This is a genomic window from Thioalkalivibrio thiocyanodenitrificans ARhD 1, from assembly GCF_000378965.1.
In the GTDB taxonomy this organism is placed as follows: domain Bacteria; phylum Pseudomonadota; class Gammaproteobacteria; order Ectothiorhodospirales; family Ectothiorhodospiraceae; genus Thioalkalivibrio_A; species Thioalkalivibrio_A thiocyanodenitrificans.
Genome location: NZ_KB900536.1, coordinates 692,178 through 712,662 on the forward strand (window position 1 = coordinate 692,178; position 20,485 = coordinate 712,662).

Consider the following 20,485-nt stretch of genomic DNA (forward strand, 5'->3'; position numbering starts at 1 on the left):
CGGGCCCGGCATGCGTCGGCACCTGTCGTTGTATCCGCTGCGGTGTGAACGATGGCTGAACGCCGTCTCAGAACGGATCCACACGCTGGTAATCGGCCGGAATCCGGAACAGGTCCGGGGAAAGGGCATCCGTGGAAACCGACTGCAGGGTGATCTCGCTGCCGTCCTCCAGGTTCTTTACCAGTACCGGCACGCCGTCCACGGCCGGCAGCATCTCGGCGCCCATGTCCGCGGCGAAGGGCCCGCCCATGGACATGGCGATCTCCGACAGGCTCTGCATGAACTCGAACAGCACCTTCAATGTCCCGTAGTCGGCGGCGGACAGGCCGACGTGGCCGGGATCGGCCACACACAGTTCGTTGGTGATCTCGCCTTCCAGCAGGACCTCCATGACCTGGCAGCGGAAGCCGCCGATGGTCCGCTGCTCACCGGTGGGGCGTGTCTCCAGCGAGGAGAGATCCGGGGCCGGCGGGTCCTCGCCGGAGAGCATGGCCGGGTCGACGCCCATCTGGCGCATCTGCTGCTCCATCATCTGGCGCTGCTCGGGGGGCATCTGCGCCATCTGCTCACGCATCTGTGCGAGGAAGTCCTCCTGCATGCCCTGAACCTCTTGCGCCTGCGCCTTGAGTCCTTCCTCGGTCAGTTGCGCGTAGCTGCGCTCCTCGTCGATCACCATGGTCAGTGTGCGGGTCTCCCGATCGAACAGGCTGTAGACCATCGAGCCGTCCGCTTCACGTTCCTCCATGCGCACGTGGCCGCCCTGGATCATCAACGTGCTGCCGGTGTCGGCACCCGTTTCCGTGAACTGCATCGTGACATCCGCCTGCGCCGTCGCGACGAGGCCCAGCAGGAGGATGGCCGAAAATGCGTGGATCATGCGATCAATGCCCATGTGTTCACTCCGTCGTTGTGCGTCTCAATAGTTTTGCATCATAGCCCAGTGTCCGCCGGCCCGCCTCCGGGCCCGCAACGGCTCTCTGCCACCTGTGCGGGTACGAAACGATGCCGAGGTCCGTCACTCCGGTATCCGCGGGGTCTCCCGTGCCCGGCCGATGACGGACGCGGCCCGGTGCCTCACGACTTGGGCTTGTTGCGCAGGGCGTCGATATTGATGGGCACGACCGTGTTCTGCTTCGGTTCGTCCACATAGCGGGGGCGCATGTTCATCTCCTGACCAAGCGCATCCGCCAGTTCCCGCTGGCGCTCGACGATCAGCGACAGACAGTCGCGGATGTTGTGGATGGTCTTCTCGGTCAGCGGATGCTTCATGCCGGGCGGGGTGTTGGTATCCCGGGCCACGTCGGTCAGCACGGTCTGCATGATGCGCAGGATGCGCTGTTCCTTGGTGAGTTCGGCTTCGCTGGCGTCGTGGTCGGTCATGGGGGAGTCCGTGCGGCTGTGGGCGGGGTCTGACCGCCTATTTTACCAGTCCGGGCACGGGACGTCTCGCGGGCACCGGGATCCCCTGCGAACGTCCGGGAATGGTCGGGATGCATTACTGTCAGGGGAACGGGTCGATACCCGCACCGGGGCAGGGGATACCGGCCATGGATGCCCGGCGTGCCCCACCGAAGGCCCCCGCTGCGCCCGCGTGATGCGGCTACGCCTTGTCCGGCCGGCCGGCGTCCATGCAGCGGGCAATGTCCTCCAGGGGCAGATCATCCCGCCGGGTGTCGATGGTCACCACGGGCTCGTCCGCCTCCAGCGGGTCCGCGTTTGTCAACTGATGCGTCAGGACCTCGAGGCCCGCATCCGATGCATCCCGGTCGGCGGACTGCCGCTCCCGGATGCGCGCGCGGAGCACGGGTTCCGGCGCGATATAGTCGAGGATGCGGAACGGGATCTCCAGTTCCCGGGCCAGCGCGGCAAACCGGTCGCGCCGGGCGCGCTCCAGGAAGGTGGCGTCCACCACCACCGGAAGACCCGACTCGAGCACGTTCCGGGCGACTGAGGCGAGACGTTCATAGGTGCGCACGCCCATGTCCTCGGAATAGATACCGCTGCCCACGCCGCCCGAATCACGCTCAAGGCTGTCCATGCCGGACAGGCGCTTGCGTTCCACGTCGGAGCGAATCCGGATCAGGCCCAGCCGTTCCACCAGCGGCTGGCTGCGGGTGGTCTTGCCCGAACCGGAGAAGCCGTGATTGATGAACAGCGCGCGCGGGACGGGGCGCGTGAGGGATTCCGCCAGGTCCAGATAGCCGTGACAGCGGGATTCCGCCGCGCGGCGCTCCGCGTCCGGGACGCCTTCCTGGCCGAGGCGGATACCGGACACCTTGGCGCGCACCATGGCGCGGTAGACCTGATAGAAGCGCAGCAGGCGCAGGCCTTCGTAATCGCCGCTTCGTTCCAGCCAGGCATTGAGGAAATGATGGGCATGGGCGGGGGCCTCACGGTCCATGAGATCCATGGTGACGAATGCGATTTCGCTCATGATGTCGATCCAGCGCAGCCGTTCGCTGAACTCGATGCCGTCGAACACCAGCACCCGGCCGTCCACGTGGGCCATGTTGCCCAGGTGCATGTCGCCGTGGCATTCGCGCACGAAGCCCCGGGCCTGGCGTTCGGCGAGTATGTCGGCCAACCGTTCGAAGGCCTGCCCGGTCCACCGGGCGATGCGATCCAGCTGCTCGAGGCGGCGGGGGTCGGAAAGCGCTGGCCGCAGTTGCTCGAAATTCTGTTCCATGGGTTGGTAAACCGCGGCGGGCGTGCCCGTATCGCTGTCCGGCGCCGCACGGGGTATGCGCTCGTGGAACGCCGCCACGCACCCGGCCAGTTCGTCCATCCACTCGATGGGCAGGGCGCCGCGCTCCAGCAGCTTGTCCATTTCACGCTCGCGGTCGAAGCGTGCCATGCGCACGGCATACTCGAAGGGCTCCCCGGCGCCGTCGAACCGCGGGGCGTCCGGCGTGCCGCTGAAGGTCACCACGGCCTGGTAGAGATCCGGCGCCAGGCGGCGGTTGATGCGCAGTTCCTCCTCGCAGAAGAAACGGCGCCGTTCCAGGGTGGAGAAGTCCAGGAAGCCCAGATCCAGGGGCTTCTTGAACTTGTAGGCGTACGCACCCGCCAGCAGCACCCATGAGATGTGGGTCTCGATACACTCCACATCGTCCACCGGATGGGGGTAGGCGTCGGGGCGTTTCAGGGCCTCGATGAGCCGGTGCTGGATGTCTTGCTGGTCGGTCATGGTCTCCGTGCGGGGCGGTTGTGAGCAGGCGTCATGTCCACTTCCCTGAAATCGGGATCAGGCGATCGAACGCAAGGGAGATGATCGGGTCAACAACCCTCTCGGCCCCGGCGCATGGCTTCTCGTTTCCTGCCGTTCGCTTTCAGGCCTCCCGTAACGAATGCCTGAAGGGCCGGCAGCGCCCCCATGGTACAGCATCCACCGGCGCACCCCTTCCCGGGACCGGGTGCACGGATAGGACCGGCCCAAAAGCTGTAGAATGCCCGCCCCATGGCACGCCGCAAACCCGCGAAGAAGACCACCTCCCGCCGCAACGGCAGGACCCGCCGCCGCGCTGCGCGCGGGCCGCGCCGATTGTGGCGCGCCATCCTCGGCGCCCTGCTGATCGGCATCCTGGGCCTGGGCGGCTATGTCGCCTACCTGGACTACGAGATTCGCACCCAGTTCGAGGGCAAGCGCTGGTCCCTGCCCGCGCGGGTCTTTGCCCGGCCCCTGGAGCTGTACCCGGGACGCGGCCTGGACAGGGAGCAGTTCGTGCGGGAGCTGGAGCTGCTCCATTACCGCCGCGGTGATGCCATTCGCGGCGGCGAATTCAGGGAGCAGGGCGGGCGCATCTTTCTCAGCACCCGGGGCTTTCCCTTCGCCGACGGCCCGGAACCACCGCGCCGCCTGATCGTGGAGATCCGCGGCGGGCAGGTGACCGGACTGACGGATATCGAGACCGGGCAACCCGCCGCCCTGGCCAGGCTGGAGCCGGCGCTGATCGCCAATATCTATCCGGCGCACGGCGAGGACCGGGTGCTGGTGCGGCTGGACGAAGTGCCCGATACGCTGGTGGATGCCCTGATCACCGTGGAGGACCGCCGCTTCCACGAACACCGGGGCGTGGACTTTGCCGCCATCGCCCGTGCCGCGCTGGCCAACCTGCGTGCCGGGCGCACCGTGCAGGGCGGCAGCACCCTTACCCAGCAACTGGTGAAGAACTACTTCCTCACTCAGGACCGGACCCTGCGGCGCAAGATCAACGAGGCCATCATGGCCCTGCTGCTGGAGCGGCGCTATTCCAAGCCGGAGATCCTGGAGGCCTACCTGAACGAGGTCTACCTGGGCCAGGACGGGCAACGCTCCATCCATGGATTCGGACTGGCCAGCCAGTTCTACTTCCAGCGGCGGCTGGACGAGCTGGGGACGGACCAACTGGCCCTGCTGGTGGCCATGGTGCGCGGGCCGTCCTACTACGATCCGCGCCGGCGCCCGGAACGCGCGCTGGCCCGGCGCAACCTGGTGCTGGATCTGCTGGAGGCCCAGGATCGCCTGTCCGCGGATCGCGCCCGGCAGGCCCGGGCGCGGCCCCTGGGCGTCAGCGCCCGTCCGCCGTCGGGCGTGACTCCGTTTCCCGCCTTTCTGGATCTGGTACGCCAGCAGTTGCGCCGGGATTACCGGGAACGGGACCTGCAGACCGAGGGACTGCTCATCTTCACGACGCTGGACCCCGGGATCCAGATGGCCGCCGAATCCGCCGTGGCCGGACGTCTGGCCCGGATCGAACGCGCCCGGGGCCTCGACGTGGGCAGCCTGCAGGCCGGCGCGGTGGTCAGCGCCGTGGACAGCGGCGAGGTGCTGGCGGTGGTGGGGGACCGCAACCCGCGGTATGCCGGCTTCAATCGAGCCGTCAACGCACGGCGTCCCGTGGGCTCGCTGCTGAAGCCAGCGGTGTACCTGGCGGCCCTGTCCCGGCCCGCCGAGTACACGCTGGCGACGATGCTCGATGACGGTCCGCTGACCGTCCGCCTGGAGGACGGCTCCGACTGGAGCCCGCGCAACTACGACCGGGAGCATCATGGCCAGGTGCCGGCACTGGAGGCCCTGGTGCACTCCTACAACATCTCCACGGCACGGCTCGGCCTGTCCGTGGGCCTGAACCGGATCATCGACCAGATCCACCGGCTGGGCGTGGCGCGCGATCTGCGCCCCTATCCCTCGCTGCTGCTGGGGGCCGTGGAGCTCTCGCCCCTGGAGATGACCCACATGTACCAGTCCCTGGCGGACGGGGGGTTCGAGACGCCGCCCCGGGCGATTCGCGAAGTGATGAACCAGGAGGGTGCCCTGCTGCAACGCTACGGCCTGGATCTGCGCCAGGCCGCTGACCCCGCGGCCGTCTACCTGGTGACCGCCGCGCTTCACGAGGTCACCCGGCGGGGGACCGGCGCGACACTGCGCGGTCTGCTGCCCGAAGACCTGCCGGTGGCCGGCAAGACGGGCACCACCGGCGACAATCGCGATGCCTGGTTCGCGGGATACGCGGGGGATTATCTCTCGGTCATCTGGGTGGGCCGCGACGACAACGCCCCCATGGGACTGACCGGCAGCTCCGGTGCACTGCCCGTCTGGGCGGAGCTCATGGGCGGGATCTCCCGCCGAGGCTTGGAGCCCGTGCGTCCCGATGGCGTAGAATGGCTGCTCATCGACCCCGCCAACGGCCTGCGCGCCGTGGAAGGTTGCGAGGGCGCGCTGTGGATGCCGTTCATCGATGGATCGGCGCCCGGCGGCATGTCTCCCTGCGCGGACGGGGTCCCCGCCGCGGTGCGGCGTTCCTTTCGCTGGTTCAGAGGACTGTTTGAGTAATGCACAGATCCATTCGCCTCGTGGCCGTGATCCTTGCGGCCGCGGTCCTGTCCGCCTGCGCCGCGCCCCAGGCCACGCGGGTTCCCGACGACGAGACCGCCCGGCCGGCACCCCTGCCTGATCCGGACCCCCGCCCGGCCCTGGCCCGGGAACCCGCCCCGGACGCAGCCCCGTCCGGCGGCACCGGCGCGGTGGCCGAGCTCATGGCCGAGGCGGACCGGCAGCTTGTCTCCGGCGATGCGGACGGCGCCGCGGCCAGCCTGGAACGCGCCCTTCGCATCAATGCCCGGGATGCACGGCTATGGCAGCGCCTCGCGGTGGTTCGCCTGGAGCAGGGGCACCCGGCGCAGGCGGAGGCCATGGCCGCGCGATCCAACGGGCTGATCCGGGGTGACCGGGCGATGATGGCGCGCAACTGGCGCATCATCGCCGCGGCCCGGCGCATGGCCGGCAACGAGGCGGGCGCGCGCGACGCGGATGCCAGGGCCAACGCCCTCTCCGGCGAACGCGGATGAACCCGTCCGCAGCCGAGGTGCTGGGGCCCGACGGTCCGCTTGCGCACAGCCTGGACAACTTCAAGGCGCGGACCGCGCAGCAGCGCATGGCCGAGGCGGTGGAGCGGACGCTCGAGGCCTCCGGACGCCTGGTGGCGGAGGCCGGTACGGGCGTGGGCAAGACCTTCGGTTATCTGGTGCCCGTGCTCATGGACGGGCGCCGCGTGATCCTGTCCACCGGCACCCGCAATCTTCAGGACCAGCTTTTTCACAAGGACCTGCCGTTCGTGCGCGACGCGCTGGTGGCTGCCGGACTCGGGAGGGTGCCCCGGGTGTCCCTGCTCAAGGGTCGGTCCAACTACCTGTGCCTGCACCGCCTGGCGCTCACCCGCGCCGAGGGACGCCTGGACGACCGCCGCCAGGTGGATCAGTTGCTGCGCGTGGAGCGCTGGTCCTCGCGCACCATGCGCGGCGACATCTCGGAACTGCCGGACATCCCCGAAGACTCGCCCCTGTGGCCCCAGGTCACATCCACCACCGACAACTGCCTGGGCCAGGATTGCCCGGAGTATGACGGCTGTTTCGTGGCCCGCGCCCGCCGCGACGCCCAGGAAGCCGACGTGGTGGTCATCAATCACCACCTGCTCATGGCGGACCTGAGCCTCAAGGAGGAGGGCTTCGGAGAAATCCTGCCCTCCGCCGACGCCTTCATCCTGGACGAGGCCCACCAGCTGCCGGATGTGGCGTCCGTCTTCTTCGGCCGGACCGTGGGCAGCCGCCAGCTCCTTGATCTGGCCCGGGACGCGGTCGCCGAACAGTTGCGCGAGGCCTCCGACATGGCCGGCCTGCGTGATGCAGCGGACGCGCTGGCCCGGGCGGTGACCCGGGTACGCGCCTCGCTGGGCACGGGCATCGGGCGCGGCCCCTGGGGCCGCTGGGACGGCAACGCGCAGGTGAACGAGGCCATGGATGAACTGGTGACGGGCATGGACACACTGGTGACCTGGCTCGACACCGCCGCCGAGCGGGGCAAAGGGCTGGAGCAGTGCGCCCGGCGCGCCAATACCCTTCAGGGACGGCTCGCCGCCTTCCTGGCCCCGGAGGATGAGACGGTGCGCTGGTACGAGACCTATACCCGGGCCTTCGCGTTGCACGCCACGCCGCTCAACGTGGCCGAGCGTTTCGGCGAGCGCATGGCGGCCTTCCCGAGCGCGTGGATCTTCACCTCCGCCACGCTGTCCGTGGGCGGGCGCTTTGAGCACTTCACGGGCAGGCTTGGCCTGGAGGGCGCGGAAACGCTCCTGCTGGACAGCCCCTTCGACTACAGCCGCAACGCGCGGCTCTACCTGCCACCCAACATGCCCCAGCCCAATGCACCCAACTACACGCGCGCGGTGGTGGATGCGGCGGTGCCTGTCCTGGAGGCCAACCCCGGCGGCACCTTCCTGCTGTTCACCAGCCACCGGGCGCTGCGCGAGGCCGCTGACCTGCTGGACGGGCGGATTCAGCGGCTCCTGCTGGTGCAGGGCACCGCGCCCCGGGATGAACTGCTGGCCCGTTTCCGCGCGGCGGGGGACGCGGTGCTGCTGGGTGCACAGAGCTTTTGGGAGGGCGTGGACGTGCGCGGCCGCGCGCTATCCTGCGTGATCATCGACAAGCTGCCCTTCGCGGCCCCGGACGACCCGCTGCTGGAGGCGCGCCTGCAGGCGATCCGCGAGCAGGGCGGCAACCCGTTCATGGATTACCAGTTGCCCCAGGCGGTCCTCAGTCTCAAGCAGGGGGTGGGGCGTCTGATCCGCGACGTGACCGATCGGGGTGTGCTCATGATCTGCGACCCGCGTGTGCGCACCAAGGCGTATGGCCGCCTGTTCATCAGCAGCCTGCCGCCTGTCCCGAGGCTGGACAACCTGGCCGAGGTGGCCGGTTTTCTCATGAGCGACGATGAGGCATTCCATGAAGCTGCTGGCCATTGAAACAGCCACCGATGCCTGTTCAGCCGCCCTATGGCTGGACGGCACGCTGACCCGCCGCCATGAGGTGGCGCCCCGGGAACACACCCGCCTGATCCTGCCCATGATGGATGAACTGCTGGCCCGCGCCGGCGTGCGTCTCGCGGACCTGGACGCGCTCGCCTTCGGCCGCGGTCCGGGCGCCTTCACCGGGGTGCGCATTGCCGCCGCCGTCATCCAGGGCGCCGCCTTCGGCGCGAATCTTCCCGTGGTGCCCGTCTCCACGCTCGCCGCCCTCGCCCAGCAGGGCCTGGACGCAGGGGCCTCCCGCGTGCTCGCCGCCCTCGATGCCCGCATGGGCGAGGTCTACTGGGGCGCATTCGAGGCGGATGCCGGGGGTCTGGCTGTTGCCGCCGGTCCTGAACGGGTCGTCGCGCCGGATGCGGTACCAGTCCCCGAGGGGACGGGGTGGCATGGCGCGGGTTCCGGGTGGGCGGCCTATGAGGACGTTCTGCGCGGGCGCCTGGGTCCATGCATCGGCAGTATCGATCCCGCTTCGTGTCCGTCCGCCGCCGAAGTCGCCCGCCTCGCCGTGCGCGACTTCGCCGCGGGGCTCGCCGTCCCCGCCGAGCAGGCGCTGCCCGTGTATCTCCGGGACAAGGTGGCCGACAAGCCCAGGCCTGTGGCCGGGGTCTGACGCGAAGTCCAATGCATAAGGCATTTGGCCACAGAGGTCACAGAGAACTGAAAGCGGGGAAGCGACTCTCCGGCTGCTATCCGTGCATCCACCTGGGAAGCCTGCACCCACCATACCTTCTCCTCTCTGTGACCTCTGTGCCCTCTGTGACTCCAAACAGGTTTTCAGTACAACCGCACTCCCTGGTGGCCGCGCCGCGCTTGCCTGCCCTGCGGATCTGTTCCGTGGCTCGGATAATGCGCAGCCGCATCCGGCGGGCCGGACTCGATGAACAGATCGATGCACCCGTCGAGACGTGAAACCGCGAAGAACCTCGCGTAAGGACCCTGCCCGATGACCGATCTCCATAGCGCTTCCGTGTCTTCGCCACTTCGCGTTGAGGCCTGCACCGTAGCTACCGCACCCCCGCTGTTTGAAGCCCGCATCCGCGCCCGCCCGGAGGACTTTATCGTCGAGGAACTCTCCGCCGCCGAGCCGGACGGGCAGGGGGAACACGTGTGGGTACTGCTGGAGAAGACCGGCTGCAACACGGAACACGCGGCCCGCTGCCTCGCCCGCGCCGCTGGTGTGCCGCGCAGCGCCGTCGGCTACGCCGGGCGCAAGGACCGCCACGCCGTCACCACCCAGTGGTTCAGCGTCCAGCTTCCCGGCAGGGACGCCCCCGACTGGTCCGCGCACCTCGGCCCGGAGTTCCGCGTCCTGCGGGCCGAACGCCACGGCCGCAAGCTCAAGACCGGTTACCTCCTGGGCAACCGCTTCCGACTCACGCTGCGCGATTGCCGCGGCGATCTCGACGGTCTCGGAGAGCGGCTCGACCGCATTCGAGCCCGGGGCGTCCCCAACTACTTCGGTCCCCAGCGATTCGGCCGGGACGGCGCCAACCTGGACAAGGCACTCGCCATGTTCGAGGGCCGACTCCGCGTGCGCGACCGAAAGCTGCGCGGCCTCTATCTCTCCGCCGCCCGATCCGAACTGTTCAATCGGGTGCTCGCCAGGAGGGTGGAGCAGGGCACCTGGTGCCGGGCCCTGCCCGGCGATGTGATGATCCTGGACGGCAGCCGCAGCCACTTCCTGGCCGAGACAGTGGACGCCACGCTGGAGGCACGGGTGCGCGCCGGGGATGTGCACCCGAGCGGGCCCATGTGGGGCAGGGGGGCGCTGGATACGCGCGGCGCGCCGGCAGCACTGGAGCAGGCGGTGGGGGACGGGGAGCCGGTGCTGGCGCGGGGGCTGGAAGATGCCGGATTGAAGCAGGAGCGGCGGGCCCTGCGCATGCGGGTCGCCGGGCTGAGGCATGAGTGGGCGGAGGGGGAGACCCTGGTGCTGGAATTCGAACTGCCTGCCGGGGGATACGCGACGATGGTGCTGGCGGAGATCGCCGGGGTCGAGGATGCCGGGGTCGGGGATATGGAAGCGTAGGCGGGTGCTTCCGGCCGGCGCCTACCCCATCAGGGCGCGCACGATCCCCGCCACCGACAACACCATCAGCGTGATCAGCACAAACCGCCGATAGGTCGCCTGGGCGCTTGCCACGAAGGTGCGGTGCCCGACGGCGATCCCGGCGAACATGGGGATGGTCAGAACCGCCGCCGCGATCAGCGTCTGCAGACTGATCAGGCCATAGACACCGGCCACCCCGGCCATGTAGGTGCTCTGAAACATCACGTAAGCCACCAGGGTCGCCCGGACGATGGCCATCTCGGCGCTGATGGACAGGAACATCACGGCCACGATCAGCCCGCCCGAACCGGCGGCCCCTGTCATCATGCCAGACGCCAGCCCGGTACCAAGGGCGAGGCGCTTGCGTCCTTTCAGGGGAAAGCGGTAGCCCCGCCACAACAGAATCGTGGTGGCCAGCACCATGGCGGAGATCACCAGACGAAGCTGGGCGTCGGGAAGATTGGCCAGCAGGTAGGCCCCCGCGGGCACGCTGACCAGTGAACCGCCCATCAGCAGGGCCAGCGTGGTCCGGTCCACATTGCGCCATACGGTGGGCATCATGTGGATGCTGGCGATGATCTCCATGAGCATGAGCATGGGCACCACCATGGAGGGCGGCAGGAACAGGGACAGGCTCAGGGTCACCAGTGCGCTGAAACCGAACCCCGAGTAGCCCCGCACGATGCCCGCCAGGAACACGACAACGAGGGTGTAAACGATCAGGCCGGTACCGAGATCGAAGATGTTCATCGGCCTGTCCCGGCCCCACGCATCACGAGCAGGTGCGAGGCCCCGGTTCCGGCAAAAGCCCGGTTGGCCGCACTGGCGGATGGTTCCGATTTGGAATGGAAGGCCCTGAGCATGTCGGTCCAGCGGGTTCCTGCCTGACGATCACCTGCTTGGTCACGGAGCATCCGGCCTTGCAGCATGGCTACGCGCGTGACAACAGGAAGCCGTGGCACGGTACGGATCGTGCCGGGGGATTTCTGGTCACAGGTTCACGAACGGCGGTCAGTGTACCAGACGGACCACCGGCGCCGTTCATCCGGGCCGTCGCGGCCGGCTTGCGGAACCAGTCCGGCACCGGGCAGTCCACTGGTACAGACCAGAAACCCACAGAGCCGCGGGATGCAGAATCATCCGGCCCCGAACAACTGAGGAGAGTCCGATGCGATTGAAAGACAAGGTGGCCATCATCACGGGCGGCGCCAGCGGGATCGGCGAGGCCAGCGCTCTCGATATGGTGGCGGAAGGCGCCCGGGTGGTGATCGCCGACATGGACAGTGACCGCGGCGAGGCCCTGGCACGGCGGCTGAACGACATGCATGAAGCGTCGGCCGTCTTCCAGGCCGTGGACGTGGCGGACGAAGGGCAGGTGGAGGCCCTGTTCCAGGCGACCCTGTCGCACTTCGGGCGCGTCGATGTAGTGTTCAACAACGCGGGCATCGGTCACATGGCAGAGGCGGACAGCTATCCGACCGAGGACTGGCAGCGCGTGATCGACATCAATCTGACGGGGGTCTTCCTGGTGGCCAAGCATGCGCTGGGAATCATGAAGGCACAGGGTTCGGGCAGTATCGTCAACTGCGCCTCCATCCTGGGCAACGTGGGCCAGTCCATGACCTCGGCCTATTCGGCTGCCAAGGGCGGGGTGGTGAACCTCACCCGGACACTGGCCCTGGAATATGCGGCACACGGCATCCGGATCAACACCGTGTCACCCGCCTACATCGACACGCCGCTGCTCAGGGATCTGGACCGGGAGATGCTGGACCGGTTGATCGCGCTCCATCCGGTGGGGCGCCTTGGCCGTCCGGAAGAGGTGGCCAGGGCGGTGACGTTCCTGGCATCGGACGATGCCAGTTTCATCACCGGCGCCAACCTGCTGGTGGACGGCGGATTTACCGCGGGAAAGAGCTGAAACCGGCTGTCCCGTGAACGATACGGATCATTGCGCCCTTTGCGCGACGAGCATGGCCTCCGGCACCCGGGTCTTGAGCGCGGCGGGAAGCTCCAGGCAGATACCGGGGATAGGTCTCACGGTGACCCAGAGGACGTTGATTCGCAGGTTCATGTCCGCGAACACCACCGCGTGGCGGTACTGGGTCAGCACGGCGTTGATTTCGTGCAGTGTGCGCCGCAACTGGTCAGCGGGACGTCTGCCGAGTCTGGGGATCAGCATCATGAAATCGGACAGCGGCCGGCCTTCGTGGTCACGGGTCGGCACCCGCTTCCACAGGGGTTCGGCCGGATCCAGTGGTGATGTCGCCCGGAGAAGACCCCCTGCGGATGGTTTCGGGAGCTGCATACCGGTTCATTTAGGACAGATTGGACGGAATTGCGAATTGCACGGGATCGGGACCATTAATCCGGGCTCCATGGCTTTTCCGGGAGGGCGTTCTGTAACACAATTGCGCCCCGAGTCGGCCCGCCCCCCGTCAGGCCTTCTCTTGAGCCCGGACCCGAACACCTGCCAGGACCCACCTCGAGGAGCAGACCCCGATGATTTCAGCTCTTGAAGCCCTTGAAAGCCTTCGCGAAGGCAACAAACGCTTTGCCTCCGACACGCGTGATCGCGATTCGCTCCGGAGCACGATCAGGCGCGCCGAGCTGACCACGGGGCAGAAACCCTTTGCCATCATTCTGGGATGTTCGGACTCACGGGTACCGGCGGAGATCGTCTTCGACCAGGGGCTCGGCGATCTGTTTGTCATCCGCGTGGCGGGCAATATCGTGGCGCCATCCCAGGTGGGCAGCGTGGAGTTCGCCGTCGACCAGTTCGGCACCCCGCTGGTGGTGGTGCTGGGACACTCTCACTGCGGAGCCGTGACTGCCACCCTGGATGATCTCAGGCAGCCCACCGAGAACCAGTCCCAGAATATCCGTTCGATCGTGCACCGTATCCGCCCGTCCGTGGAGGCGCTGGTAAGGGCCGACGTGATCAAGGATCGGGACGAACTCATTGAACACGCCGTGAGAGCCAATGTACGGGCGTCGGTGAACCAGCTGCGCCATGGGTCCGAGATCCTGGAGCAAATGGTGATCAGCGGGAAGCTGCTGATCGTGGGCGCCGAGTATTCTCTGGAGACGGGCGTCGTGGACTTCTTCGAAGGCATGCCCGACGCGCGATAGCGGCGGAAACGGTTTACCGGGCGGGGTCGATTTCACGCAAGCGTGCGTTTAATCTTCCCGTCCCGACAATTCAAGACGCATGGAGATGATTCAATGTACGGATTCAGCAAGAAGGTGAACGCAGGTTTCGACGAAGCCGTGGAGCAGGTGACCGAGGCCCTCAAGGGAGAGGGGTTTGGGGTACTGACCGAGATCGACGTCAAGGCCGTGATGAAGAAGAAGCTCGACCTGGACAAGCGGCCCTACAAGATTCTCGGCGCCTGCAACCCCCAACTGGCCAACCAGGCGCTGTCCGCGGAACCGGATATCGGCCTGCTGCTGCCCTGCAACGTGGTGGTACGCGAAGACGACGATGGGTCCGTCACGGTCGCATTCATGGACCCGTCGGCGGTGCTCGATCTGGTGCAGCGCCCGGAGATCCATGACCTCGCGGCGGATGTGAAGGCCCGCTTGGAACGGGTGCGCGACGCGCTGGCCTGAAGCACGGGTCGGGCGACCCGCCGATATGCCGAGGCATCGGATCCCCGGCGGGCAGTCCGGCCGGGGCAGCGTTGTGCGCGGGCGGCTTCACCCGGGTACCGGCAGCAGGACGCCCGCCCGGCACAGATCCAGCAACAGCGTCTCCGCGCCTTTCTCCCCGTGGGTCAGGCGGCGAAGCGATTCCGTCTCGTAGCTCATGTCGCCGCACAACATGCGGACCAGGGGTTCCGCTCCGGGCGCCAGTGTGTGTTGCCGGCCGTTTGCAAAGAAATGCACGCCTTCCTCCGCCCGAATCCACGCCAGGCGCGCGGCGCCGTGGCGCTCCAGCGTGCTGGCCCGGGCCAGCACGTGCCGCGCCTCGTGCGCGGAACAGGGTTCCGGCGGCATCAGCCGTTCCAGGAGTTCCGCCTTGGGCTCCGTGAGTTGGCAGCCCAGCCAGTGGGCCATCTCACGGTCGCCGCCATTCATGGCTTCACGCAATCCGACGATGAGCCGGTCCAGGGCCTCGCCGGTGATCTCGCCCGGATTGTCCTGAACGGGTATCCCGGCATCCCCGTAGCGGCTCTCGGGGGGCAGTGACTCGTAGCGTGCATCCAGCCAGGCGGCCATCAGGTCCCGCCATGCGGGGGCACGAAAGCCCACGGACCATGTCATGCACGGGCCCTCGGCAATGCCGTGATGGGCGATGCGCGGGGGCAGATAGAGCATGTCCCCCGGCTCCAGCACCCACTCCTGCCCCGGAGTGAAGTCCCGGATGATGCACAGTTCCAGATCCGGCAGAAAGTTGTCCTCGTCGACAGGCCCGGTGTCGATCTGCCAGCGGCGCCGGCCCTGTGCCTGCAGCAGGAAGACGTCGTACTGGTCCACGTGGGGCCCCACCGATCCCGCGGGGGCGGCATAGCTCACCATGAGATCGTCCATGCGCCAGTCGGGAACGAAGCGAAACGGCTCCAGCCAGGCGCGCAGTTCGGGGAGATGCTTTTCCACATCCGATACCAGCAGGGTCCAGTGGGTCTCGGGCAGGGCGAGGAAATCCTCTTCCTCGAAGGGTCCGTGGCGCACCGCCCAGGCCCCTTCACCGCCGCGTTCCTGTACCACCCGGCTGATCACCGCCTCCTCGCAGGCCAGCCCCGCCAGTTCCTCCGGCGAGAGCGGGGACTCGAATCCCGGCACCGCCTGACGCACCAGCAGCGGTTTTCTCTGCCAGTACTCACGCAGGAATGCCTCGGCGGACAGGCCGCCCAGCAGCGCGAGAGGTTCGTCGGGACTGGGGATCATGGGCGTTGTTTCCATGGTGCGGGGCCGGGCGGGATACCCCGGTGATGCGGCATTTCACACAGTCCGGTGGTCGGCCGATGGCGGCGCCGTCTCCGAGAGACCCATGAAAATAATTTCAAAATCAGCGTGATATTAATAAATTTTTATAAAAAACATTACATGGCACGGACTTCGCATTCATTTGAATCAAGCCCCCCGGCGGGGTCGGTCATCCGATCGTGCACCGTGTCGTGACGTCACCTCCGCGATCGGATCACCGACCGCTTGCGGCGCCGGGGTCGGCTCACTTCTTCTCCACCGGTGTCAGATGCGCCGGGCCTGCTCGGCCGCGTTGCCGGTATAGGTGCCCGGGGTCAGATCCCGCAGCCGGGCCTTGTCGGCCTCGGGGATATCGAGACTGTCCACGAAGGCGCGCAGGGCGGCGGCATCCACCCGCTGGCCGCGGGTGAGTTCCTTCAGTTTCTCGTAGGGCTTTTCGATCCCGTAACGGCGCATGACAGTCTGGATGGGCTCCGCCAGAACCTCCCAGTTGGCATCCAGGTCCGCGGCCAGACGCGCCGCATCCACCTCCAGCTTGCTGATCCCCTTGAGCGCGGACTGGTAGGCGATGCTCGACCAGGCGAACCCCATCCCGATGTTGCGCAACACCGTGGAGTCCGTGAGGTCCCGCTGCCAGCGGGAGACGGGCAGCTTGCCCGCCAGGTGTTCAAGCACCGCATTGGCGAGTCCGAGATTGCCCTCGGCGTTCTCGAAGTCGATGGGATTGACCTTGTGGGGCATGGTGGATGAACCCACCTCGCCGGCCACCACCTTCTGCCTGAAGTAACCCAGGGCAATGTAGCCCCACACGTCGCGGGACAGGTCCGTCAGCACGGTATTGAAGCGTGCCACGGCGTGAAAAAGCTCCGCCATGTAGTCATGGGGCTCGATCTGGATCGTGTAGGGATTCCAGTCGAGCCCGAGGCCCGTGACAAAGGCCTCGGCGAACGCGGGCCAGTCCACCTCCGGGTAGGCGCAGAGATGGGCATTGTAGTTGCCGACCGCGCCATTGATCTTGCCCAGGAGCGCCACGCCTGCCACCTGGTCGCGCTGGCGCCCGAGGCGATGCACCACGTTGGCCATCTCCTTGCCCAGCGTGGTGGGCGAGGCGGGCTGACCATGGGTGCGTGACAGCATGGGCTGATCCGCGTACTCGTGCGCGAGCCGCTTCAGGGCATCGATCAGCTCGTCCATCTGCGGCAACAGCACCTCGCTGCGACCGTCGCGCAGCATGAGCGCATAGGACAGATTGTTGATGTCCTCGGAGGTGCAGGCGAAGTGCATGAACTCGGAGACGGCCTCCAGTTCCGCGTTGCCGGCGATCTTTTCCTTGAGGAAGTACTCCACGGCCTTCACGTCATGATTGGTCGTGCGCTCGATGTTCTTGACCCGGCGGGCATCCTCCTCGCTGAAGCCGGTGACGATGCCGTCCAGCACATTGGCCGCGTGCACACTCAGCGCCGGGACCTCGGCGATCGCCTGGTGGTCCGCCAGCGCCTTCAGCCAGGCCACTTCCACCTGCACCCGGTATCGGATCAGTCCGAACTCGCTGAAAAGGGGGCGCAACGCCTCGGTGCGGGCGCCATAGCGACCGTCCACGGGCGAGACGGCGGTCAGAGATGAGAGGTCCATGAACAGACTCCGGATTTCAACGGCCTGAATGCACTGCATTATACTACAGGCCCGAACCCTGCCGGGGCCGATGGAATCGAACCACCCCGGGCCCGGCGGGTCCCTGAGTCCCCCAAACACGAGTGACCCTGGAGGCAGCATGAGCAAGCAAGAGACCCGAACCGAGCGGGACAGCATGGGTACGGTGGAGGTACCGGCCGATGCGCTCTATGGTGCCCAGACCCAGCGCGCGGTGGACAACTTTCCCGTGAGCGGTCTTTCCATGCCGGCGGGTTTTATTCATGCGCTGGGCCATGTCAAGGCCGCCTGCGCCCGGGCCAACGCAGCCCTGGGCGCGCTGGACGCGGACGTGGCCAAAGCCATCGACGACGCCGCGCGCGCGGTGGCCGAAGGAGACCACGACACGCAGTTTCCCGTGGACGTGTTTCAGACCGGCTCGGGCACCAGTTCCAACATGAACGCCAACGAGGTGATCGCCCGCCTGGCGAGCGAACACCTCGGGGCGACAGTACATCCCAATGACCACGTCAACCGCGGCCAGAGTTCCAACGACGTGGTGCCAACGGCCATCCATGTCTCGGCGCGGCTGGCCCTGGTGAACGGTCTGCTGCCGGCCATGGAGCACCTGGCCGCGGTTCTTGAAGGGCGCGCAACGGAACTCAAGGACGTGGTCAAGACGGGGCGCACCCACCTGATGGACGCCATGCCCGTGACCCTGGGCCAGGAGATCGGCGGCTGGGCGCGGCAGATCCGCAGCGGCATCCATCGTCTCGAGCAAAGCGGGGAGGGCCTGCTGGAACTGGCTCTGGGCGGCACCGCCGTGGGTACCGGTGTGAATGCGGAACCGGGGTTCGCCCGGCTGGTGGCGGAGGAACTGCAGCAGACCACGGGCGAGGTCTTTCGCAGCAAACCGGACTTTTTCGAGGGAATGAGTGCCCAGGACACAGCAGTGGAGGTAAGCGGCCAATTGCGCACCGTGGCCGTGAGCCTGATGAAGATCGCCAACGACCTTCGCTGGATGAACTCCGGGCCGCTTGCGGGCCTGGGCGAGATCAGTCTGCCGTCATTGCAGCCGGGCAGCAGCATCATGCCCGGCAAGGTGAATCCGGTGATCCCCGAAGCGGTCGCCATGGTGGCCGCCCAGGTGATGGGCAACGATGCCACGGTGGCCGTTGCCGGCCAGTCCGGCAATTTCCAGCTCAACGTGATGCTGCCCGTGATCGCCCACAACCTGCTGCAGAGCACGGAGCTGCTGGCCAATGCGTCGCGCCTCCTGGCCGACCGGGCGGTGGCCGGGTTCACGGTCAACGAGGCCCGGCTTCGCGAGGCCCTGGACCGCAACCCGATCCTGGTGACTGCGCTCAATCCGATCATCGGCTACGAGCAGGGTGCCGCCATCGCCAAGAAGGCCTACGCCGAGGGGCGCGCGGTCATCGATGTGGCCCTGGAACAGACGGATCTGCCGGAAGCGGAACTGCGCAGACTGCTGGATCCGGGGAAGATGGTCTAGGAAAGTGGGAAGTGGGAATTGGGAAGTACGATTCCCACTTCCAGATTCCCACTTCCCACTTATGCCGTGGCTGTCCATCCATTCAGCAATGTGCGGAACTGCTCGAAGGGCAGGGGTTCGCTGTAGAAGTAACCCTGCACGATCTCGCAGCCGAGGCGGCGCAGGAATTCCAGCTGCTCGCGGGTTTCCACGCCCTCGGCCACCACTTCAAGGTGCAGGCTCTTCGCCATGGCGACGATGGCGGTGACGATGGCGGAATCGTCCTTGTCGTCCGGTATGTCACACACGAACGAGCGGTCCACCTTGAGCGTATCGATGGGGAAGTGCTTCAGGTTGTTCAGGGAGGAATAGCCGGTGCCGAAATCATCGATGGCGAGCCGGACGCCCAGGGAGTGAAGCTGCTGGAACATGCCCACCGCGATATCGATGTCCTTCATGATGGTGCTTTCCGTCAGCTCCAGCTCGAGACGTCCGGGATCGGTGCCCGTCTCCTGGATCACCGCGCGATACTGCTCCACCAGATTGCTCTGGCGGAACTGGCGTGCTGACAGATTGATGGAGATGCGGGGGGTCTCCGCACCATCCCGGCCCAGCCGACTAAGGTCCTCGCAGACCTCCTGCAGCACCCACAGGCCCAGTCCTTCGATCAGCCCCGTCTCCTCCGCGATGGCAATGAAATTGGCGGGCGGTTGAATGCCCTTTTCAGGATGACGCCAGCGCAACAGTGCTTCGGCCCCGATCACGCGGCCGGTGTCGAGTTCCACCTGGGGCTGGTAGTAGACCTCGAACTCTTTCCGGGCGAGGGCCTTGACGAGGTCGTTCTCGAGAATAAGCTGGCGATAGGTCTGGGAATTGATCTCCCTGGTGTAGAACCGGAAGCTGTTGCGGCCGCGCTGCTTGGCGTCATACATGGCCGCGTCCGCGTTCTTGATCAGCGTGTCCGCATTCTCGCCGTCATAGGGAAAGACGCTGATGCCCACGCTGCAGGTGAGAAAGACCTGATGCCCCTCGACGTCGTGCTCCCGGCTGATGATGCCGATCAGGTGCTGGACCGCGCGTACCACCAGGTCCAGGGATTCCACGCCATCCAGGATGAGCCCGAACTCGTCGCCGCCCAGGCGCGAGAGGGTGATGCTGGCAGGCTCAAGGTCGAAGCGCCTGGAGATCTCGTCGGTCAGAAAGGTCCTGTGCAGCTCGGTGCCGAGCAGCTTGATGAGCAGGTCCCCGGCCCTGTGGCCCAGAGAGTCGTTGACCCGCTTGAAGTTGTCCAGGTCCAGCAGAATCACGGCCAGGTTGGTGTCCCTGGCGGAACGCCGCGCGATCAACTGTTCCAGCCGGTCCACGAACAACACCCGGTTGGGGAGGTTGGTCAGCAGATCGTGGCTGTACTGGTGCACCAGTTCCTCGGACTGGCGTTCGGTGATCTTCTTGAGTGTGCGCTGCTGCTGGTCCATGAGGCTGTACAGCGCGGCGCTCTCCAGGGCATACGCGGTGTTGAACAGGACGATGGACAGGAGTTTCAGGGCCGCCTCGGTAGTGCCCGCCTGTTCCTCGGACAACCTGCCCGCGAACATGCCGCGAATACGGCTTCGGGTGGAGATCACGTGCAGGATGATGGTGGACTGGCGGTCCCTGGATGGCAGGCAGACCGGATGGTTCTGATTGATGGCCCAGGCAAACATGCCGTTTCGGATAAAGACTTCCACCTCTGCATCGATGCCGGCCTCCGAACCGTCCGGCTGCGCATAGGAGAGATCGAAGCTGGACTCATCATCAACCGTGTAAAAACCGGCCTCGTCGAAGCTGATGATGCGGCTGAGACATTCGTGGGCGTTTCTGAGGATCGACTGGGTGTCGCGATTGCGCTGGTTGTCGCCAAAGATGGCGGTCATGGAACCCAGCACATCCATGGCGTAGCTGTGCCACTGGTTGGTCTTCTCCAGATGTTCGACGCGGCGTTTCATGACTTCCATATCGGGAAGTGCATGATGCCAGGTCTTGGCCACTTCTGATGGCATGGAC

At 66.6% G+C, this 20,485-nt stretch carries 17 protein-coding genes; 9 read left to right on the forward strand and 8 right to left on the reverse strand.

Features of this window, described 5'->3' with window-relative positions:
* Nucleotides 1-67: 67 nt before the first annotated feature.
* The 3 genes from THITHI_RS0103205 to THITHI_RS0103215 all read right to left on the reverse strand — a co-directional run bounded on the left by THITHI_RS0103205 (nt 68) and on the right by THITHI_RS0103215 (nt 3,187).
* Nucleotides 68-892, reverse strand: coding sequence for a hypothetical protein (locus THITHI_RS0103205; RefSeq protein WP_018231633.1), 825 nt, complete (start codon nt 890-892; stop codon nt 68-70).
* A gap of 182 nt (nt 893-1,074) precedes the next feature.
* Nucleotides 1,075-1,380 (reverse strand): hypothetical protein, encoded by a 306-nt coding sequence (locus THITHI_RS0103210; RefSeq protein WP_018231634.1) that lies wholly within the window; start codon nt 1,378-1,380, stop codon nt 1,075-1,077.
* A gap of 220 nt (nt 1,381-1,600) precedes the next feature.
* On the reverse strand, nt 1,601-3,187 hold the full coding sequence (locus THITHI_RS0103215) for a bifunctional aminoglycoside phosphotransferase/ATP-binding protein (RefSeq protein WP_018231635.1): 1,587 nt from the start codon (nt 3,185-3,187) through the stop codon (nt 1,601-1,603).
* A 270-nt stretch (nt 3,188-3,457) separates the two neighbouring features.
* On the opposite strand from THITHI_RS0103215, the gene mrcB reads away from it, so the two are divergent.
* The 5 genes from mrcB to truD all read left to right on the forward strand — a co-directional run bounded on the left by mrcB (nt 3,458) and on the right by truD (nt 10,371).
* The gene (mrcB, locus tag THITHI_RS0103220; RefSeq protein ID WP_018231636.1) at nt 3,458-5,812 is read left to right on the forward strand and encodes a penicillin-binding protein 1B; all 2,355 of its coding nucleotides are present in this window, start codon (nt 3,458-3,460) and stop codon (nt 5,810-5,812) included.
* On the forward strand, nt 5,812-6,327 hold the full coding sequence (locus THITHI_RS0103225) for a tetratricopeptide repeat protein (protein WP_018231637.1): 516 nt from the start codon (nt 5,812-5,814) through the stop codon (nt 6,325-6,327). The genes mrcB and THITHI_RS0103225 overlap by 1 nt, the downstream gene beginning before the upstream one ends.
* Nucleotides 6,324-8,279 (forward strand): ATP-dependent DNA helicase, encoded by a 1,956-nt coding sequence (locus THITHI_RS0103230; RefSeq protein WP_018231638.1) that lies wholly within the window; start codon nt 6,324-6,326, stop codon nt 8,277-8,279. Before THITHI_RS0103225 ends, THITHI_RS0103230 begins: the two co-directional genes overlap by 4 nt.
* A complete protein-coding gene (tsaB, locus tag THITHI_RS0103235; protein ID WP_018231639.1) occupies nt 8,260-8,952 on the forward strand; it encodes a tRNA (adenosine(37)-N6)-threonylcarbamoyltransferase complex dimerization subunit type 1 TsaB in 693 nt (230 codons plus the stop codon). Before THITHI_RS0103230 ends, tsaB begins: the two co-directional genes overlap by 20 nt.
* A gap of 333 nt (nt 8,953-9,285) precedes the next feature.
* Nucleotides 9,286-10,371, forward strand: a complete 1,086-nt coding sequence (truD, locus tag THITHI_RS0103240; RefSeq protein ID WP_018231640.1) for a tRNA pseudouridine(13) synthase TruD — start codon at nt 9,286-9,288, stop codon at nt 10,369-10,371.
* A 21-nt stretch (nt 10,372-10,392) separates the two neighbouring features.
* Here truD and THITHI_RS0103245 read toward each other — a convergent pair whose 3' ends face one another.
* Nucleotides 10,393-11,142 (reverse strand): sulfite exporter TauE/SafE family protein, encoded by a 750-nt coding sequence (locus THITHI_RS0103245; RefSeq protein WP_018231641.1) that lies wholly within the window; start codon nt 11,140-11,142, stop codon nt 10,393-10,395.
* Between the two features lie 418 nt (nt 11,143-11,560).
* Between THITHI_RS0103245 and THITHI_RS0103250 the strand changes: the two genes are divergently transcribed.
* Nucleotides 11,561-12,313, forward strand: coding sequence for an SDR family NAD(P)-dependent oxidoreductase (locus THITHI_RS0103250; RefSeq protein WP_018231642.1), 753 nt, complete (start codon nt 11,561-11,563; stop codon nt 12,311-12,313).
* A gap of 27 nt (nt 12,314-12,340) precedes the next feature.
* Here THITHI_RS0103250 and THITHI_RS0103255 read toward each other — a convergent pair whose 3' ends face one another.
* Nucleotides 12,341-12,619: a hypothetical protein gene (locus tag THITHI_RS0103255; RefSeq protein ID WP_232199379.1), complete on the reverse strand. Its 279-nt coding sequence runs from the start codon at nt 12,617-12,619 to the stop codon at nt 12,341-12,343.
* Nucleotides 12,620-12,894: 275 nt separating this feature from the next.
* Here THITHI_RS0103255 and THITHI_RS0103260 point away from each other — a divergent pair, with 275 nt between their 5' ends.
* Together THITHI_RS0103260 and THITHI_RS0103265 are read left to right on the forward strand one after the other, a co-directional pair.
* A complete protein-coding gene (locus THITHI_RS0103260; protein ID WP_018231644.1) occupies nt 12,895-13,524 on the forward strand; it encodes a carbonic anhydrase in 630 nt (209 codons plus the stop codon).
* A 93-nt stretch (nt 13,525-13,617) separates the two neighbouring features.
* Nucleotides 13,618-14,004 carry a DUF302 domain-containing protein gene (locus THITHI_RS0103265; RefSeq protein ID WP_018231645.1) on the forward strand — a complete coding sequence of 129 codons (387 nt, stop codon included), beginning with the start codon at nt 13,618-13,620 and terminating at the stop codon, nt 14,002-14,004.
* Between the two features lie 87 nt (nt 14,005-14,091).
* On the opposite strand, the gene THITHI_RS0103270 is transcribed toward THITHI_RS0103265, so the two are convergent.
* Together THITHI_RS0103270 and purB are read right to left on the reverse strand one after the other, a co-directional pair.
* Nucleotides 14,092-15,282: a cupin domain-containing protein gene (locus THITHI_RS0103270; RefSeq protein WP_018231646.1), complete on the reverse strand. Its 1,191-nt coding sequence runs from the start codon at nt 15,280-15,282 to the stop codon at nt 14,092-14,094.
* 303 nt (nt 15,283-15,585) lie between these two features.
* Entirely contained in the window at nt 15,586-16,953 is a 1,368-nt protein-coding gene (gene purB / locus THITHI_RS0103275) for an adenylosuccinate lyase (protein WP_018231647.1), read from the reverse strand.
* 139 nt (nt 16,954-17,092) lie between these two features.
* Between purB and THITHI_RS0103280 the strand changes: the two genes are divergently transcribed.
* Entirely contained in the window at nt 17,093-18,463 is a 1,371-nt protein-coding gene (locus tag THITHI_RS0103280; protein ID WP_018231648.1) for a class II fumarate hydratase, read from the forward strand.
* Nucleotides 18,464-18,522: 59 nt separating this feature from the next.
* Here THITHI_RS0103280 and THITHI_RS0103285 read toward each other — a convergent pair whose 3' ends face one another.
* A complete protein-coding gene (locus THITHI_RS0103285; RefSeq protein ID WP_051079908.1) occupies nt 18,523-20,481 on the reverse strand; it encodes a putative bifunctional diguanylate cyclase/phosphodiesterase in 1,959 nt (652 codons plus the stop codon).
* Nucleotides 20,482-20,485 lie beyond the last annotated feature (4 nt).

What these genes read in the sequence shown, in the direction of transcription:
- THITHI_RS0103205 (WP_018231633.1), bottom strand. Translation starts at nt 892, where the DNA reads ATGGGCATTGATCGCATGATCCACGCATTTTCGGCCATCCTCCTGCTG.
- THITHI_RS0103210 (WP_018231634.1), bottom strand. Translation starts at nt 1,380, where the DNA reads ATGACCGACCACGACGCCAGCGAAGCCGAACTCACCAAGGAACAGCGC.
- THITHI_RS0103215 (WP_018231635.1), bottom strand. Translation starts at nt 3,187, where the DNA reads ATGACCGACCAGCAAGACATCCAGCACCGGCTCATCGAGGCCCTGAAA.
- mrcB (WP_018231636.1), top strand. Translation starts at nt 3,458, where the DNA reads ATGGCACGCCGCAAACCCGCGAAGAAGACCACCTCCCGCCGCAACGGC.
- THITHI_RS0103225 (WP_018231637.1), top strand. Translation starts at nt 5,812, where the DNA reads ATGCACAGATCCATTCGCCTCGTGGCCGTGATCCTTGCGGCCGCGGTC.
- THITHI_RS0103230 (WP_018231638.1), top strand. Translation starts at nt 6,324, where the DNA reads ATGAACCCGTCCGCAGCCGAGGTGCTGGGGCCCGACGGTCCGCTTGCG.
- tsaB (WP_018231639.1), top strand. Translation starts at nt 8,260, where the DNA reads ATGAAGCTGCTGGCCATTGAAACAGCCACCGATGCCTGTTCAGCCGCC.
- truD (WP_018231640.1), top strand. Translation starts at nt 9,286, where the DNA reads ATGACCGATCTCCATAGCGCTTCCGTGTCTTCGCCACTTCGCGTTGAG.
- THITHI_RS0103245 (WP_018231641.1), bottom strand. Translation starts at nt 11,142, where the DNA reads ATGAACATCTTCGATCTCGGTACCGGCCTGATCGTTTACACCCTCGTT.
- THITHI_RS0103250 (WP_018231642.1), top strand. Translation starts at nt 11,561, where the DNA reads ATGCGATTGAAAGACAAGGTGGCCATCATCACGGGCGGCGCCAGCGGG.
- THITHI_RS0103260 (WP_018231644.1), top strand. Translation starts at nt 12,895, where the DNA reads ATGATTTCAGCTCTTGAAGCCCTTGAAAGCCTTCGCGAAGGCAACAAA.
- THITHI_RS0103265 (WP_018231645.1), top strand. Translation starts at nt 13,618, where the DNA reads ATGTACGGATTCAGCAAGAAGGTGAACGCAGGTTTCGACGAAGCCGTG.
- THITHI_RS0103270 (WP_018231646.1), bottom strand. Translation starts at nt 15,282, where the DNA reads ATGATCCCCAGTCCCGACGAACCTCTCGCGCTGCTGGGCGGCCTGTCC.
- purB (WP_018231647.1), bottom strand. Translation starts at nt 16,953, where the DNA reads ATGGACCTCTCATCTCTGACCGCCGTCTCGCCCGTGGACGGTCGCTAT.
- THITHI_RS0103280 (WP_018231648.1), top strand. Translation starts at nt 17,093, where the DNA reads ATGAGCAAGCAAGAGACCCGAACCGAGCGGGACAGCATGGGTACGGTG.
- THITHI_RS0103285 (WP_051079908.1), bottom strand. Translation starts at nt 20,481, where the DNA reads ATGCCATCAGAAGTGGCCAAGACCTGGCATCATGCACTTCCCGATATG.